This window comes from Halomonas jincaotanensis (genome assembly GCF_018448785.1).
In the GTDB taxonomy this organism is placed as follows: Bacteria; Pseudomonadota; Gammaproteobacteria; order Pseudomonadales; family Halomonadaceae; genus Halomonas; species Halomonas jincaotanensis.
On sequence record NZ_JAHCLU010000006.1, the window covers coordinates 174862 to 189715 of the forward strand.

The window sequence follows — 14854 nt, forward strand, 5'->3', positions numbered from 1 at the left end:
TGCGACACTCTGTCCACTCCGACTTGATCTTCGTCAAGACATGAGTGATGAGAGTTCTGCTAGCATAAAGAGGCATAATATATACATCTTACTAATAAGGTTTTTCGGCATCGGCCGAAAATCAGACTAGAAGAGCAAGGGGGATGGCTCATGGCTGATGGTCTCAACAAGTCGGCGGCCCGCAATATCTTCTATGGCGGGTCGCTGTTCTTTTTTCTGCTGTTCGCCGCGCTGACGGCCCACAGTCACTGGTACATGGTTAACACCTCCACCGATAGCGAGGGGCTCACCGACTCTGTCAAGCACGGCAAGGAAGTGTGGGAAAAGAACATGTGCATCAATTGCCACACCATCTTGGGCGAGGGAGCTTACTTCGCCCCCGAGCTGGGCAATGTCTGGGAACGCTACGGCGGTCATGCCAATCCCGAGGCCGCACGCGCCGGTCTCGAGGCTTGGATCCGTGCCCAGCCACTGGGGTCCGAGGGACGCCGCCAGATGCCAGCCTACGACCTCAGCGACGCAGACATGCAAGCGCTGATCGACTTTCTCGAGTGGACCGACGGTATCGACGCCCAGGATTGGCCGCCGCACCCCTCCGGCTGAGCCGATGATTACCGTGAGCCTCGGTGGATGAATCAAGGAGAACGACAACGATGAAATACGAAACCCAGAAGGTCGCCCTGCCATTCTTCATGGTGGCCATGGCGCTATTCACGCTGCAGGTCGTCTTCGGGCTGCTGGCTGCCACCGTCTACGTCTGGCCTAACTTCATGGCCGAGATCATGCCTTTCCACATCATGCGCGTCAGCCATACCAACCTGCTGATCGTCTGGCTGCTGATCGGCTTCATGGGCTCCACCTACTATTTGATGCCGGAAGAGGCCGAGCGCGAGACTCACAGTCCTACCATCGCCTATATCCAGTTGGCGATCTTCGCCTTCGCCGGCGCCGCGGCGCTGGTCGGCTATCAGTTCGGTATCCACGAGGGGCGCGAGTTTCTGGAGCAGCCGTTCTGGGTCAAGGTGCTGATTACCATCTCCTTCCTGATGTTCCTGTTCAATACCAGCATGACCCTGCTCAAGGGTCGCAGGACCGCCATCAACCTGGTACTGATGCTGGGCCTGTGGCTGGCCGCGGTATTCTGGCTGTTCGCCTTCTATAACCCCTCCAACCTGGCGGTGGATAAGCTCTACTGGTGGTGGGTCGTGCACCTCTGGGTCGAGGGGGTCTGGGAGCTGATCATGGCCTCGCTGCTCGCCTATCTGCTGATCAAGATGACCGGTGTCGACCGCGAGGTGATCGAGAAGTGGCTCTACGTCATCGTCGGCCTGGCGCTGTTCTCGGGCCTGCTGGGCACCGGCCACCATTACTATTGGATCGGCGCGCCGAGCTATTGGCAGCCCATCGGCAGCATCTTCTCCACTCTAGAGGTGATCCCCTTCTTCGCCATGGTGGTGTTCGCCTTCACCATGTTCTGGAAGGGTAGCCGTAACCACCCCAACAAGGCCGCCATGCTGTGGTCCCTGGGTTGCCCGACCGTGGCCTTCTTCGGCGCCGGGGTATGGGGCTTCATGCACACCCTGCACTGGGTCAACTACTATAGCCACGGCACCCAGGTCACTGCCGCTCATGGCCACCTGGCCTTCTACGGGGCCTACGTGATGCTGCTCCTCGGTATCATCACCTTCGCCATGCCAGCGCTGCGCCGCGTCCAGCCCTACAACCAGATACTGAACATGTGGGGCTTCTGGATCATGACCAGCGCCATGTGCTTCATGACCTTTACGCTGACCTTCGCCGGCGTCGTCCAGACCCACCTGCAGCGTGTGCTGGGCATGAACTTCATGGAGGTGCAGAGCCAGCTCGGTCTTTTCTATGCGATGCGCCTGGGCGCCGGTATCGCGGTGGCCATCGGCGCAGCAATGCTGCTGTATGCCTTCTTTGGTCCGGCCCGCCAGCAGGTGCCGGCCGGTGGCACCCAATTGACCGCAGGCCCCGGACACGCCTGACCACCCGAGGGCCCCGACCGGGGGCCTCTTCCGTTCACCCTGACGAGAGTGACATTCATGCCCCTTTCCTCCGTGGTTGCCAACGCCAGCGAGCAAGAGACTCCCTACTACGAGAGCGTCGGCAACGAGTGCGCCATGTTCGAACAGGCGTTCCAGCAACGCTTGCCGCTGCTGCTCAAGGGGCCGACCGGCTGCGGCAAGACCCGCTTTGTCAGCCATATGGCGGCGAAACTCGGCAAGCCGCTGTTCACCGTTTCCTGCCACGATGACCTGACCGCCGCCGACCTCACCGGGCGCTACCTGCTGCAGGGCGGCGAGACCCGCTGGGTCGACGGCCCTCTGACCCGCGCTGTGCGCGAGGGCGGTATCTGCTACCTCGACGAGGTAGTAGAGGCGCGCAAGGACGTCACCGTGGTGATGCACCCGCTCACCGACGACCGGCGGCTGCTGCCGCTTGAGCGCACCGGTGAGCTGCTCGAGGCACCCGACGACTTCATGTTGGTGGTCTCGTATAACCCCGGCTACCAGCACATCCTCAAGTCCCTGAAGCCCAGTACACGTCAGCGCTTCGTGGCGATGTCCTTCGACTTCCCACCCCCCAGGGTGGAGCGCGAGATCGTGGCCCGCGAGAGCGGCTTGCCGGCCGACCAGTGTGCTGCCCTGGTCAACCTGGCGGCCAGCCTGCGCGACATGAAGGGCCAGGACCTGGAGGAAGGCGTCTCCACCCGCCTACTGGTCTACTGCGCCACCCTGGTCCAGGCCGGCATGCCGATTCTGGAAGCCGCTCGCGCGACGCTGGTAGAACCGCTCTCCGACGACGCGGATGTCCAGGAAGGACTCATGGAAGCCATTCGCGCCACCTTCGGCTGAGGTATCTCCCATGTCCATGCTCGATTTCCTCGAGGTCGAGGAGTTCGTCGGCCGCCACTGGCATCGCTGGGCTTCCGGCGCGGCGAGCTATCCGGACCATCCCGAGGCGGCGGTCAGCCTCGAGAGCCTGCGCCCCATGCTCGGCGTCTTCTTCCGCGCCGGCGGCGGCGAGGCGGGGGTCGAGGTGGCCGCCATCGCCCGGCGCGGTTCCGCCCATCGGCTGAGCCTGCGCCAGCGCCTGGGACTCGACGAGGAGGACCTCGACCTGGCCCGCCGCGACGAGGAGAACCTGCTGCTGCCGCCGCGGCTGGCGCTCTTTCCCGAGGCCGCCCTCAACCACGATCTCTATCTCTGGCTCACCGCCTTCCTGGCCGAGGCCCGGCCGGTGACGCGGCCCACGGACCCGCTGCAGGCCGATCTACAGCGCCTGCGTGAGGCACGTCGCACTGTAGGGGCCGCCCTGGCACGCTTCCTGGGGATGTCGGACCGCTACGTTCGCCTGTGCGGCGAGCTGCTGACCATTCGTCCCCGGCGCAAGCACCTGCCGCCCATGGAGGCGGCCCTGGAAACGGCCCTGTGCGCCGAGCTGGGCGCCCCCGATCCTGCCGAGCGATGGGGTCAGGCCATGCAGCGGGCCATCCGCGAGGCCACCTTCTCCCTGGACGACTTCCGCGCGCCGCGCGGCTATCGCCCACCGCTGCCGGTGCCGCTATGGGGACAGGCCGTGACCCTGGGCACCCGCGACGGCGCTCGCGAGGAGAGCGTGGACGACGAGGAAATGGCCAGCGCCGCCGCCTCGGTCGATGAGGACCAAGGCAAGCGCAAGGCCGACCGTCGCGAGCAGGACCAGGCCGACCGTGACGACCCGCTGATGCTCAACAATATGGAGAAGATGCTCTCCTGGGCCGAGATGGTGAACCTCAATCGCCATGTGGAAGACGAGGAAGAGGAGGACGCCAGGAAGGCCGCCGACCAGATCGACGAGATCGTGCTGTCGCCCAACCGTGAGAAGGCGGCCTCCCGTCTAAAGCTCGACCTCGACCTGGCCCCGGACGAGGCCACCGGCGGCCGGTTGAAGGGGCGCCATACCTACCCCGAGTGGAACCATCGCAAGCAGGTCTACCTGCCCGACCACTGCGTGGTGCTAAGCGACGTGCAGAGCGAGGAGGGGGAGCACTGGGCGCCCGACGAGGTGACGCGCCGACGCATCCGCCGGGTGCGCCGCGAGTTCGAGGCGCTGCGCCCGCGTCGCGAGATCCTGCGTGGCCAGATGGACGGGGGTGAGCTCGACATGGACGCGGTAATCCGTTCCCACTGCGACCTGGCCGCCACCGGCGAGTCCAGCGACCGGCTCTACCTGGCCAGCCGTACCCAGGCCCGCGACCTGGCGGTGTCGATCCTGGTGGACGTGTCGTTATCCACCGAGGCGTGGCTGGAGGATCGCCGGGTACTGGACGTCGCCAAGGAGGCGCTGCTGGTACTCGGCCATGGCCTGGCCGGTTGCGGCGACGACTACGCGATCCACAGCTTCACCTCCCAGCGGCGACACAAGGTGTGGGTCAATACCCTGAAGGACTTCGATGAACCCATGGGGGAGCGGGTCTCGCGGCGCATCGCCGCGCTCAAGCCGGGCAGCTATACCCGCATGGGGCCGGCGATTCGTCACCTGACCGGGCAGCTCGCCGAGCGGCCCAATCGCCATCGGTTGTTGCTGCTGCTCACCGATGGCAAGCCCAACGACAACGACTACTACGAGGGGCGCTACGGCATCGAGGACACCCGCAAGGCGGTACTCGAAGCACGTCGCAAGGAAGTGAAAGTGTTCGGTGTGACCATCGACCGCGAGGCGGGGCGCTACATCCCGCACCTTTTCGGCCGTGGCGGCTACGCCATCGTGCAGCGCCCCGAACACCTCTCCCTGGCGCTGCCGGGGATCTATCGCCAGATTATCGCTAGCTGAGCCATTGCGCATCAAGGAGGTATTGCACCATGTCCCCCCGCTCACGACTCCTGCTGGCCGTGGTGGCCTGGTGCCTGGCCGCCGTAGCGCTGATGCTGCCGCTAGCGTGGCTGATCAACAACCGCGACTGGGGCGTGGCGCTGATGCTGCTGGTGCCGTTCGCGGTGTATGGGCTGCTGCGCCTGGGTCGCCTCCTGGAAGGCTGGGCACGGGCAACGTCGCCGCCATCGGAACAGTGAGGCATCAAGCCTGTCTCAGCTCAGCCGCGCCGCCAGGTAACCGCCGGCGATCAGCGTCAGTGTCAGCAGTACCAACCCCACAAACGCGCCCTTCCAGGCCGGTGTGGCGGCGCGCAGGTTGAGATAGACCATCAGCAGCCGTTGGGCCTTGAAGCCGGTGGCGGCGATCACCAGGCCCGCCGACCACAGCGGCAACGCTTGCCAGTCGTCGGCATCGAGGCGCGCCGAGACCATCGACAGTACCGTCAGGGCCATCAGCAGGGCCCAGGTGGTCAGCAGGCGGCGGGTACCGGGCAGCGTCGTCATGGCATCTCCGATTCAGTGCCGTAGGGAGCCCTCAGCGCAACAGATAGTGAGCCTTCAGCGCAATAAATAGAGCAGCGGATAAAGCAGGATCCAGATCAGGTCGACCATGTGCCAGAAGGCGGCGGCGGTCTCCACGTTCTCGGTGGAAGTGCGCCAGGTCACCAGGGCCAGCAGCGCCAGGCCGAACAGCACATGGGCGAAATGAAAGGCAGTGAGCCCATAATAGAAGCCGAAGAAGGCGTTGGTCTCCGGGGTGATGCCGGCTTCGAACTTGCCGGCATACTCGACCCCCTTGATCACGCCGAACAGCACGCCCAACGCCATGGAAGCTCCCAGCCACTGGCGGGCACGGCGGATCCGCTCGGCGCTCACGGCCTCGACGGCGAGCGCGACGCAGAGCCCGCTGGTCAGCAGCACCAAGGTGTTGAGCCCGCCCATCAGCGGGTCGAGCTCGCGCTGGGAGGCGTCGAACAGCGCCGTCGACGCCACCCGTTCCACGGCGTACAGGGCAAAAAAGGCGCTGAAGACCAGCATCTCGCTTAAGATCAGCACCCACATCAGTGGGTTTCCGGGCAGCGCCGAGAGGGGCCCCCAGCCGGGATTGGGCAGATCGCGGGATGTCATTCGTCCAGCAGGGTCACCCGGGCTCCACCGAAGGCCAGGCTGCGCGGGTTGGTTACCGGCTGGTTGGAGGTCAGTCGGGTGATGCCCACGCCACAGCGACCCACCATCCAGATCAGACAGGCGGTGAAGTAGATATAGCCCAGCGCCCAGGGCGCCATGGGCGGTACGCCCACCAACCCCAGCAGCTGCCAGATAACGACGAAGAGGCCGCCACCCAGCACACCCAGCCAGAAGGTGCGGATCTGGAATTGCAGGTGGCTCTGCACCCAAGGCTCGGCGCGGCGGTGCTTGAGGTGGGCGATCAGCACGCCGACGGGGGCGGTGACCACGGCGAGCACGCTGCCCAGGAAGAGCATGTAGACGATGATGGCCGCACCGCGCCCGCTGGCGGCCTTGTCTAGTTGATCGGGAAACTGTTGGACCAGGGTGTTGGACATGGAAGTCACCTCGCATCCTTATGTCTGACGGGCACCTGAAACGTGGCCCGGTTATTTGATGCATTTCAGATGACACTATAGCGCGAGGTTGCACAGTTTTTCATGGTCTGGATCAAGACACGGCCGCTTTGCCGAGAGGCGTCTGGCCGCAAGTGAGCAACAATAAGAGCGGTTCCACTGCCTCTACTGCAGCGACATGATGTCTGCGTGCAGGCGGGCCAGGCGCCCTAGCAGCCGATTGCGTGGTCCAGGGGGAACGCCTTGATCGATCAGCGTCTGCTGCATGTGCTCGACCAAGGCGTTGAAGTGGGCGTCGGTGATGCCCATGTGCTGGTGGGCGCGATCCATGGGCGGTCCGCTGTAGACACAGGGACCGTCGCTGAGGTGACAGATCTGCTCTTCCAGCGAGGCGACGAAGCGGTCGATATTGGAGTTGGCGAAGAACACGACGACCTCGTCATCGCCTGCCAGACGATAGGTAAAATCCTCGACGATCGCCGCTACGCCCGCCTCGCCGCCCAATTGGGCGTACAGGGTCGGCGTTGGAGGAGTCGGCCGCTGCATGCAGCCGCTCAGCAGCAGGGCCAACAAGGCGATAACGATAAGGCGATGGACGAGGCTCATGAAGGACTCCTGTCTAGAAGGCGACCTGCAGCGACAGGTAGCCGCCGCGCTGCTGGTCCAGGCCGGCGATCGAGCCCAGGTCGAGCCAGGCACCGGTCAGCGACACATGCTTGTTGAAGAAATAGGCGCTGTAGAGATCCTGCCAGTCATCCTCGCGGGCGAAGTCGAGGTTGTCGGGCTTTTGTCGATACTCCACGCCCACCACCCAGTTCGGAGTCAGAAAGAGGCCCACGGAACCTTCGGCGACCAGCGAGCGGCTCGATTCCCGGTCGCCACCGAAGCCCAGCAGGCCGCCCTGGTTGGCCCGAGTCGAGCGCAGCGTGAGGTTGACCAGCAGGTTGCGGCCGGCCACGGCGTCGAACAGCAGCTTGCTGCCACTCAAGTAGATGTCGTTGCCCTGGGTCGACTCGGCGCCTACCGCGCGGGCCAGGCTGCCGTCATCCAGGCGCTTGTGCTGCACGCCAAGGCTCCAGACGCCCCAGGGATGATAGAGCACGTCGCCGAGTAGACGCAGCTTGAGGCCGTGGATGTCCTGTTGCAGCTCGCCGCCCAGGGTGTCCAGGCCCAGCCGTTGTCGGGCAAACGACACCTCGAGCCGGTCCTGCCAGTTGAGTGCGACCCCACTGGCCGTGAGCCGGTAGTCGTCGAGTCGTGCCTCGCTGCGGCTCGCGGTGATGGCCCATTCGCCCTCGCTGGCGGTGCCGGCCAGCACTCCCCATGGTGAGAGACCACCACCGGCGGCACCCTCGATCTGCGTCACGCCACCGGTACCCAGCAGTCGACTGCCGGCCCAGGCGGGGGAGGCGGCGATGGTCGCCCAGAGCAGCAGGCCTATCCACAATGCCATCCATAACCCTATCTTTCCCATAGCCTTCCACAACCCTATCTTCCCCATAGAGAGCGGGATGAAGAGAGGGGAGGTGAGCCGCGATGGGTGGGTCATGGGATCTGCTCCTCGGATGGGGAGGCCTGATGGTGGATGGCCCAGTCGACGATACGCTCGGCCGCCAGCGGCCTCGAGATCAGATAGCCTTGGAGAGTGTCGCAGCCGAGACGTTCGAGCAGCGACCGGGCGGCGGCGGTTTCCACGCCCTCGGCGACGATCTCGAGGCCCAGGTTGTGGCCGAGCTCGATGGTCGAGCGCACGATGATCTCGTCGTCGGCGCTTTCCTCGAGCTTGAGGATGAACGACTTGTCGATCTTGAGCTCCTGGACCGGCAGGCGTTTGAGCTGAGCCAGCGACGAGTAGCCGGTGCCGAAGTCGTCCACGGCGATACGCAGCCCGGCCCGGCGCAGCTCGTCGAGCTGCCGGCTGGCGTGTTCGGGGTCCTGCATGATGGCGCTTTCGGTGATTTCGAGTCGCAGGCGCTCAGGCCCGATGGCGTATTCTGCCAGGCAAGCGCACAGCCGTGCGGGCAGGCTGATATCGGCGACGTCCTTGGCCGAGAGATTGACGGCGGCCACCAGTGAACAGCCTTGTTGGTCCCAGGTGCGGAGCTGGCGGCAGACGGTGTCCAGCATCCAATGGGTCAGGCGGTGAATATGCCCCGATTGCTCGGCGAGTGAAATGAACTCGTCCGGCGGAATGAAGCCCAGAGTCGGGTGATGCCAGCGCATCAGTGCCTCGACGCCGGAAAGACGCCCGGTGCGGGCATCGAGCTGGGGTTGATAGACCAGGGTCAGCTGGCCGTGTGTGACGGCTTCCTGCAGGTCGCGTACCAGGGTCAGCTGACGCAGGTGCAGCTCGTCCTGCCCTTCCTGGTAGCCCTGATGCCATCGCCGGGCACGTCGGGCCATGTCGAGAGCGATTTCGGCACGCCGCAGTAACAACGTGGCATTGTCCCCGTGCACGGGATAGCGCACCTCGCCGATGGCGAGCGTCAGGCGAATCGGCGTGCCTTCCAGATCGATCGGCTGGGCCAGGCGCTCCTGCAGTGCCGCCAGCCAGTCGGGCTCGGCCTCGGGCGCTGCCAGGCGCAGCAGAAATTCGTCGCCGCTGAGGCGGTAGGCGTCGATCTGCGGCGGGGGCAGGCGGTCGAGGCGGTCGGCGAGGACCTTCAATACCTGATCACCGATGGCGTAGCCGAAGGTGTCGTTGATGGTGCGAAAATCGGTGATCGAGAGGCGCAGCAGGGTAAAAGCCTCGCCCTGGGCGATGGCGGCATCGATGTCCTGCAATGCCGAATGGCGGTTGGCCAGGTTGGTGAGCTGATCATGGCGCGACTGATGGCGCAGCGTGGTTTCGCGTCTGGCGATGTCCTCCTGCATGGTCAGCAGGGTATCGGCCAGCAGTCCGATCTCGCCTTTCGGCGATACCTTGATGTCGCGCAGATGCTCGCCGTGACCGATGCGGCGGGCGGCGTCGGCGAGAACGGCCAGCGGTCGCCCCATGCTGCGCGCGCTCAGCGCGGCGATCACGGCGGTCAACAGCAGCGTCAGGGTGAAGATGATCAGCAGCTGCCAGCGCAGCTCCGCATAGACGGCGAGCAGGTCGCTGCGCCGCTGCTGCGCCACCGCGTAGGCCTGTCCTTCACTGCCGGTGTAAAGCGGTTGGGTACGGGTCAGATAACGGTCGTCGGCGACCAGTGCCTCGTGCGCTTGCTCGTCGACGAAGCGGGTTTCCAAACGGGTCAGGGCGCCGATCTCGTCGGCGAGTTCGGCGTCGAGCAGAAACCCCATGCCGACCCAGCCGATCAGGCCCGGGGCGCGCACCGGCATCAGCACGAACTGATAGGGGCGCCCCTGGTGCATGACCACCTCGACGGCCTCGCCATCCTGGCGTGCCTGTTGCCAGAGCTCGGGAAAGGGCAGGGCGATGTCGGGTGAATGGTGGCTGCTGGCCAGCAGCCGGCCCTCGGGGTTGCCGAGCAGCACCATATCGGCATTGGCACGGTCGCCGTGATTGGCGAGCACACTGACCAAGGTATCGGTGTCCTGGGTGGCGACGGCGCTCTTGAAGCCGAAGTCCTCGGCGAGTATCGCGACGTTGTCGCGTAGCCGCCGGCCGCGTTCTTCAAGCAACTGAAGCGTGACATCCAGCCCCACGCCGAGTTCGCGCTCGCCGCGTGCCAGCGTGTCCTGCTGAAGCGTTCGCAGCGTGGCCCCGGCGGCCACCAGCTGCGCGACGACGGCCACGGCCAGCATCACCAGCAGAAGGCGGCGGCGAAACGACATTCACGACCCCTCGCGGTCTTGCAGTGCCTGCCTGAAACGCTCCTGCAGTGCCGAGGGCTCTGCGCGTACCGGCAGGCTGGCCTCGAGGTCGAGGGCCACGGTACGGGTTTCACCCCGGCTGATCTGTCCTTCCCACCACTGCTGATGCGTGTCCTCCAGACGAGGATGCCAGATGCGCAACGCATGGCGACCCGCCGGAAGACCGGGTAGGGCAACACGGCCGTCGGCGCCGGTCCTGGCGATGCGGGGGGCGTTGCTGACCACGATGAAGGCCCGCATGTGGTCGTGGATATTGCAGCCCAGCACCACCACGCCCGCCTGGTCGAAGGTCACCGGTGGCGGGGTTTCCTGTAGATAGAGTTCCAGGTCGAAGACCTTGGCCGGCGAAAAGGAAAAGACGTGATGGCGGGTGGTGTCGCGGTTGGGGAAGCTGACGCGGCTATCCACGGCCACCACCGAGACACGCGGGACGAAGGCGGCGTCGCGCTGCATGACCTCGCCCGCGTCACCGGCGGCCGAGGGAGTGCCGGGATGCAACACCTCGACCACGGCATCTGCCAGCGGCTCGCCGGTGCTGGCATCGGTTACCTGCAGCTGGGCGCCGCTCGCAGGAGACGCCAAGACGAGACTCAGGCACAGCCAGGCCAGGCCTCTGAGGAGGAGGGTATCGTGTCTCATCTAGATATCATCATAAGTGCCAGTCATCGTGGATGGTTAGAGTCATCCAGCCGATGCTAGCACGCCTCAACGTTGACGGGTTTCACAACATGGGTTTAGAGAGTTAGAGAGATGGTGGGACGCCGCGTGCTAGTTAACGCGATAGACGCACTTTCCCGCCACGAAAGTCTGTTGTGGCTGGAAGTCGCCATCGAGCAGCGTGATATCGGCATCGAAACCGACGGCCAGGCGGCCCTTGCCGGCGTGCAACCCCAATACGCGGGCGACATTGCCGGCAATCAGGCCGAGTGCCTGTTCGAGGGGTAGGACCTTCTCGTGTACGAGGCGTTGCCAGTCGGCGATCAGGGCGGTATTGCGGGCCACCCGCATGCCCAGATAGGTGCCCTTGGCGTCGAACTCGGGGAGGCTGCCGTTGCAGTCAGAACTCATGGTGATGCGCTCGGCGGGCACGCCGCGTGCGAGCAGGAACGACACCGCCTCGAAGGCGGAAATGTCCTCCTCGCCGACCTCGTCGAAGGCCGTGACGTCGACGCAGGCGTCGAACCTAAGCGCGTAGTCGGCGGCTTCCTCGAGGAGCGCGCGATGGCGATTGACGTGAGTGGGAATGACCTGGTCAGCGGGGATCTCGGTCTCAGCGAGCAACCGGCGCAGCGGCTCCAGGCCGCGTTTGCCATCGCCTAGGTGGAAGTGACAGATACCAAGCTTGCCGGCCAGCATGGCACCGACTCGTACCTCACTGACCAGTCGCTCGATCTCGTCCTGGCGCGGCTGGCTGGAGCGATGATCCGAGATCGCCAGCTCGCCCAGCCCGAGCACCTCGGGAATCCAGGCCAGGTCGCGCTGCACGTCGCCGGTAAGCGTCGGTGGCGGGAAGCGATAGGCGCCGGTGTACATGTAGGCGGCGATGCCCTCGGCACGCAGCCCGCGCACCTTGGCGAGAAGGTCCGCCGGGGAACGGCTGATGCTGTCGGTGCCCAGCACCCCCACCACCGTGGCGATGCCCATCGAGGCGATCTCCTCTGCGGTAATCTCCGGGCAGCGGTTGCCGCAGCCTCCTTCGCCGCCACCGCCCGTCACGTGGACGTGCTGATCGATGAAGGCGGGCACGGCAATCAGGTCGCGTGCCTCCACGACCCTGACCGGCCAATCCGTCGGGACCTCAATATCCTGCCCCAAAGCGGCGATGCGACCGTCGGCGATCAGGATGTCGGTGGCTGCAAGCGACTCAGGCGCCTGAATGCGCCCCACCCGCAGCAGTGTCAGCAGGGGCTCGTCCGTCACTTCCATCAAGTCGAATGCCATCAGATCGACTCGCCGGCGAATTCATGCGCCGGCGAGAAGCGCCTGCCTCGGAAGCGCTCGATAGCACCGGTGATGTCATCGATCAGCAGCACCAGCAGGTCGCCCTGGCTTGCCTCGTCGAAGGCCTTGTCGACGGCCTGGGCTTCCTCCATGATGATCTCCACCCGGCAGGTACCGCCCACTGATTCGGCGCCGTCACGCAGCAGGCCGGCGGCCTCGCCGGGCGTACGACCGCGGGAATCGGTCTCGTAGATGTAGACGATGTCATGCATCCGCGCGAGCAGGGTGCCCAGGCTGAACAGGTCCTCGTCGCGGCGATTCCCCGGAGCGCTGGCCACGCCGATACGCCGCCCGGCGGGGATCCGGTCGACCAGCCCACTGAGGGCCTCGAGGGCAGGCACGTTATGCCCGTAGTCGATGAGCACCTTGATACCGTCGGCTTCGATGAGGTTGGTGCGTCCGGGGTTCTGTCCCGGGGTGGGATGGAAGGTGCGCAGTCCCATCTGGATATCGGCGATCGAGAGCCCCAAGGCATAGGCCGCGGCACTCGCAGCCAGGGCGTTGGCGACGTTGAAGGTGGCGTGTCCCTCGAAGGTGATCGGCACGTCCACCACCGGGATCACCTCGGCCTCGACATGGCCCTGGCGCATCACGATGCGCTCGTTGTGGACGGTGAAGGCCACTCCGTGTTCGCGGACATGCTGTCGGACCGGCCGCGAGTCGGGATCCATGGTGAAGAAGACGACCTCGCCACGCGCCCATTCCTGGCCGGCCAGGACACGCGGATCGTCGGCATTGAGCACGGCGGTCCCGGTCTTGCAGACGGCATCGATCACCACGGTCTTGCAGCGTGCCAGTTCGTCCAGGGTACGGATATCGTGCTCGCCCAAGTGGTCGCTGGCGATGTTGAGCAGCACCCCCACGTCGCACTCGTCGAAGCCCAGACCGCGGCGCATGATGCCGCCGCGGGCGACCTCGAGGACGGCGTACTCGACCGTGGGTTCGCGCAGCACGATCGCTGCCGCCTGGGGGCCGCTGTAGTCGCCGCGCATGACGACGTGATTGTCGATCTCGATGGCCCCGGTACAGGCCATGCCCACGTTGCGTCCCGCCTGGCGCAACAGGTAGGAGATGAGGCGCACCGTGGTGGTCTTGCCGTTGGTGCCGGAGACCGCGACGATGGGAATGCGCGCGTTGCTCTCGGGGTCGGGGAACAGCATGTTGACGACATGGTGGCCGACATCGCGACCGGTGCCGTGGGTGGGCGAGATGTGCATGCGAAAGCCGGGGCCGGCATTCACCTCCACCACGCCGGCCGACTGATCCTCCAGGGGCCGGCTCAGGGTCTCGGCGAGCAGATCAATGCCGATGATGTCGAGGCCCACCAAGCGCGAGATGCGCTCCGCTGCGTGCTTCACCTCGGGATGGACATCATCGGTCACGTCGGTGGCCGTGCCCCCGGTGCTGAGGTTTGCCGTCGGCTTGAGGAAGACCATCTCGCCGGCCGGTATCACGCTCTGCAGGGTCAGGTTCTGCTGCTCGATCAGACGTAGAGATTGATCGTCGATCTGTATCTGGGTGAGCAGGTTCTCGTGGCCGATACCGCGCCGTGGGTCCTGGTTTTCCCTCTCCACCAGGGCCTGCAGGGTGGCAACCCCGTCGCCGACCACATGCGCCGGGCGTCGCCTGGCGGCGGCCACCAGCTTGCCGTCGATGACCAGCAGGCGATGGTCCTCGCCACGGACGTACTGCTCGACAATGACCGAGGGGTTGCGGTGGGCGGCGATATCGAAGGCCTCGCGCAGGGTGTGGTCGTCCTCGATGTTGGTGCTCACGCCACGGCCATGGTTGCCGATGACCGGCTTCACCGCGACGGGATAGCCGATGTCGCGAGCGGCGTCGAGGGCTTCGTCGAAGGAGCCGCACACTCTCCCCTGGGGTACCGGAATGCCGGCATCGCCGAGGATCTGCTTGGTCCAGTCCTTGTCATCGGCGATGCTGTAGCCGATCAGGTCGGTCTGGCAGGTTACCGTGGCCTGGATGCGCTTCTGGCGGCGGCCGTGCCCCAGCTGAATGTAGCTGCTCTCCTCGCTGAGTCGGGTATAGGGGATGCCGCGGCGCATGGCAGCCTCGACGATGGAGGCGGTGGAGGGACCGAGCATGTGGTGGTCGCGCACCTGCCTGAGGCGGTCGAGGATGCCCTCCAGGTCGATCTCACCGTCGTTGAACAGCTGCGTGACGAGATCCACTGCCTCGACCCCGGCCGCCAGGCCGCAGGCCTCGTCGCGGTAACGATAGATGACGTTGTAGATACCGGTGTCGTAGCTGTCGATGGTCTTGCCATAGCCCACCGAGAAGCCGATCAGGTTCTGCAGCTCGATCGCCACGTGCTCAACGACGTGTCCAGCCCAGGTGCCGCGCTCCAGGCGCTCCAGGAATCCGCCGGGCCGGCCCACCGAACAGCGGTGTTCCTGCAGGCTGGGTATCAGGGTGGTGAGGCGCCCGACAATGCCGGGAACGGTGTCGCTGGGACGCTCCTCCAACTCTCCGATGTCCAGGCGCATGAAGATAGCGCGATAGCGACTATAGTAATTCGGGCCGCGCAGCGCGCGATGCTCGAGGATCTGCATG

Annotated in this window: 14 protein-coding genes; 5 read left to right on the top strand and 9 right to left on the bottom strand. The window is 65.3% G+C overall.

The window, feature by feature from the left end:
• Positions 1–150 precede the first annotated feature (150 nt).
• From KG088_RS07420 to KG088_RS07440, 5 genes are read left to right on the top strand one after another with little or no spacing between them, the layout of a single operon-like run.
• Positions 151–603 (top strand): c-type cytochrome, encoded by a 453-nt coding sequence (locus tag KG088_RS07420; protein WP_213824856.1) that lies wholly within the window; start codon positions 151–153, stop codon positions 601–603.
• A 50-nt stretch (positions 604–653) separates the two neighbouring features.
• Complete coding sequence (locus KG088_RS07425; RefSeq protein ID WP_213824857.1) at positions 654–2009, top strand: cbb3-type cytochrome c oxidase subunit I; 1356 nt, start codon at positions 654–656, stop codon at positions 2007–2009.
• Between the two features lie 57 nt (positions 2010–2066).
• On the top strand, positions 2067–2879 hold the full coding sequence (locus tag KG088_RS07430) for a CbbQ/NirQ/NorQ/GpvN family protein (protein ID WP_213824858.1): 813 nt from the start codon (positions 2067–2069) through the stop codon (positions 2877–2879).
• Positions 2880–2889: 10 nt separating this feature from the next.
• A complete protein-coding gene (locus tag KG088_RS07435) occupies positions 2890–4839 on the top strand; it encodes a nitric oxide reductase activation protein NorD (RefSeq protein WP_250148121.1) in 1950 nt (649 codons plus the stop codon).
• Between the two features lie 29 nt (positions 4840–4868).
• Complete coding sequence (locus KG088_RS07440) at positions 4869–5078, top strand: hypothetical protein (protein WP_213824859.1); 210 nt, start codon at positions 4869–4871, stop codon at positions 5076–5078.
• Between the two features lie 15 nt (positions 5079–5093).
• Here KG088_RS07440 and KG088_RS07445 read toward each other — a convergent pair whose 3' ends face one another.
• The 9 genes from KG088_RS07445 to cphA all read right to left on the bottom strand — a co-directional run bounded on the left by KG088_RS07445 (position 5094) and on the right by cphA (position 14853).
• A complete protein-coding gene (locus tag KG088_RS07445) occupies positions 5094–5384 on the bottom strand; it encodes a cytochrome C oxidase subunit IV family protein (protein WP_213824860.1) in 291 nt (96 codons plus the stop codon).
• A 54-nt stretch (positions 5385–5438) separates the two neighbouring features.
• Entirely contained in the window at positions 5439–6008 is a 570-nt protein-coding gene (locus tag KG088_RS07450; RefSeq protein ID WP_213824861.1) for a cytochrome c oxidase subunit 3 family protein, read from the bottom strand.
• Positions 6005–6445 carry a DUF4870 family protein gene (locus KG088_RS07455; protein WP_213824862.1) on the bottom strand — a complete coding sequence of 147 codons (441 nt, stop codon included), beginning with the start codon at positions 6443–6445 and terminating at the stop codon, positions 6005–6007. The genes KG088_RS07450 and KG088_RS07455 overlap by 4 nt, the downstream gene beginning before the upstream one ends.
• A gap of 183 nt (positions 6446–6628) precedes the next feature.
• Positions 6629–7069 (bottom strand): group I truncated hemoglobin, encoded by a 441-nt coding sequence (locus KG088_RS07460; RefSeq protein ID WP_213824863.1) that lies wholly within the window; start codon positions 7067–7069, stop codon positions 6629–6631.
• Positions 7070–7082: 13 nt separating this feature from the next.
• Complete coding sequence (locus KG088_RS07465; protein ID WP_250148122.1) at positions 7083–8012, bottom strand: DUF3034 family protein; 930 nt, start codon at positions 8010–8012, stop codon at positions 7083–7085.
• Entirely contained in the window at positions 8009–10243 is a 2235-nt protein-coding gene (locus tag KG088_RS07470; RefSeq protein ID WP_213824864.1) for a putative bifunctional diguanylate cyclase/phosphodiesterase, read from the bottom strand. Before KG088_RS07470 ends, KG088_RS07465 begins: the two co-directional genes overlap by 4 nt.
• Positions 10244–10921, bottom strand: a complete 678-nt coding sequence (locus KG088_RS07475) for a methylamine utilization protein (RefSeq protein WP_213824865.1) — start codon at positions 10919–10921, stop codon at positions 10244–10246.
• Between the two features lie 129 nt (positions 10922–11050).
• Entirely contained in the window at positions 11051–12223 is a 1173-nt protein-coding gene (iadA, locus tag KG088_RS07480; RefSeq protein WP_250148123.1) for a beta-aspartyl-peptidase, read from the bottom strand.
• Entirely contained in the window at positions 12223–14853 is a 2631-nt protein-coding gene (cphA, locus tag KG088_RS07485; protein ID WP_213824866.1) for a cyanophycin synthetase, read from the bottom strand. Before cphA ends, iadA begins: the two co-directional genes overlap by 1 nt.
• Position 14854: the final 1 nt, after the last annotated feature.